1 pseudogene is annotated in these 857 nt (G+C 77.4%); it reads left to right on the top strand.

Annotated elements, in window-relative coordinates:
- Positions 1–857: pseudogene (locus tag P1P75_RS41720) on the top strand (hypothetical protein); the annotation flags it as partial.

The following is an 857-nucleotide window of genomic DNA, read 5'->3' as shown; positions in this document are numbered from 1 at the left end:
TCCACCACAGGAACGGGGAGCCGATGACCAGGACCGGCGCCACCGCCGTACGGCGGTGGCGCCGGTCCTGGTCATCGGCTCCCCGTTCCTGTGGTGGATGCGGGTGGGCGAACTGCGCGCAGTCCTCGCGCCGGTCGTCGCCGGTACGGGCCCTTCGGCGCACCCGGACATAGCGGCGGCCCGGCGCTTCGTGCGCGGGCTGGACGCCGCCGTGGCCGCGGCGGCCGACCGTGGCCGCAATCCCGTCGTCCGTCCGCTCGGCGCGGGCATCGGCTGGGTCGCCCGCCTGCTGCTGCGGAGCTGCCAGGTGCACGCCGCGGAGATGGAGCGGGGCGTGGCCGCGGCGGCGGCCGACCGGGCCCAGTCCGTGGACTACGGAGTGCGGATCGTCGCTCAGGAACAGGTCGGGCTGGCGTACGCCGGCTGGGACCGGCTCCTCACGCGCGTGGCGCTGCCCGCCTGGCGGATGGGCCGCTGGCCCTCCCGGCTGGACGCGGGTGTGGTCGCGGCCCTCACCGAGCTGTCCCGGCGCGACCGGCTGGCCGAGGGCTTCACCTCCCGCCTGGGCGAGCGCCCCGCCTGCGATCTGCTGGAGGAGCCCGGCACGGTCGACGAGGCCGCGTCCCTCCTTGCCGCCCGCCTCTTCCACGGGGGCCCCGCCGAGACCGGTCCCGACTGGTCCCCGGTCGCCTGGCAGGAGTATCCGGACGAGGTCGTCGACCGTAAGTGGCGTACCGACGCGGCGCGTCTCCACCGCGTCCTGGACGTCCTGGGCGTCCGCCGCACCGCCCCGGCCGCGGACGGCCCACCCGCCGACGGCCCCACCGCGGACGGGGCGGTGCGGCGGACGCCCAGGA

This window comes from Streptomyces sp. ID05-39B, assembly GCF_033794725.1.
Taxonomy (GTDB): Bacteria; Actinomycetota; Actinomycetes; order Streptomycetales; family Streptomycetaceae; genus Streptomyces; species Streptomyces bobili.
Note: the sequence above shows the minus strand (reverse complement) of the source record. Positions and strands in the feature narration are given on the sequence as shown.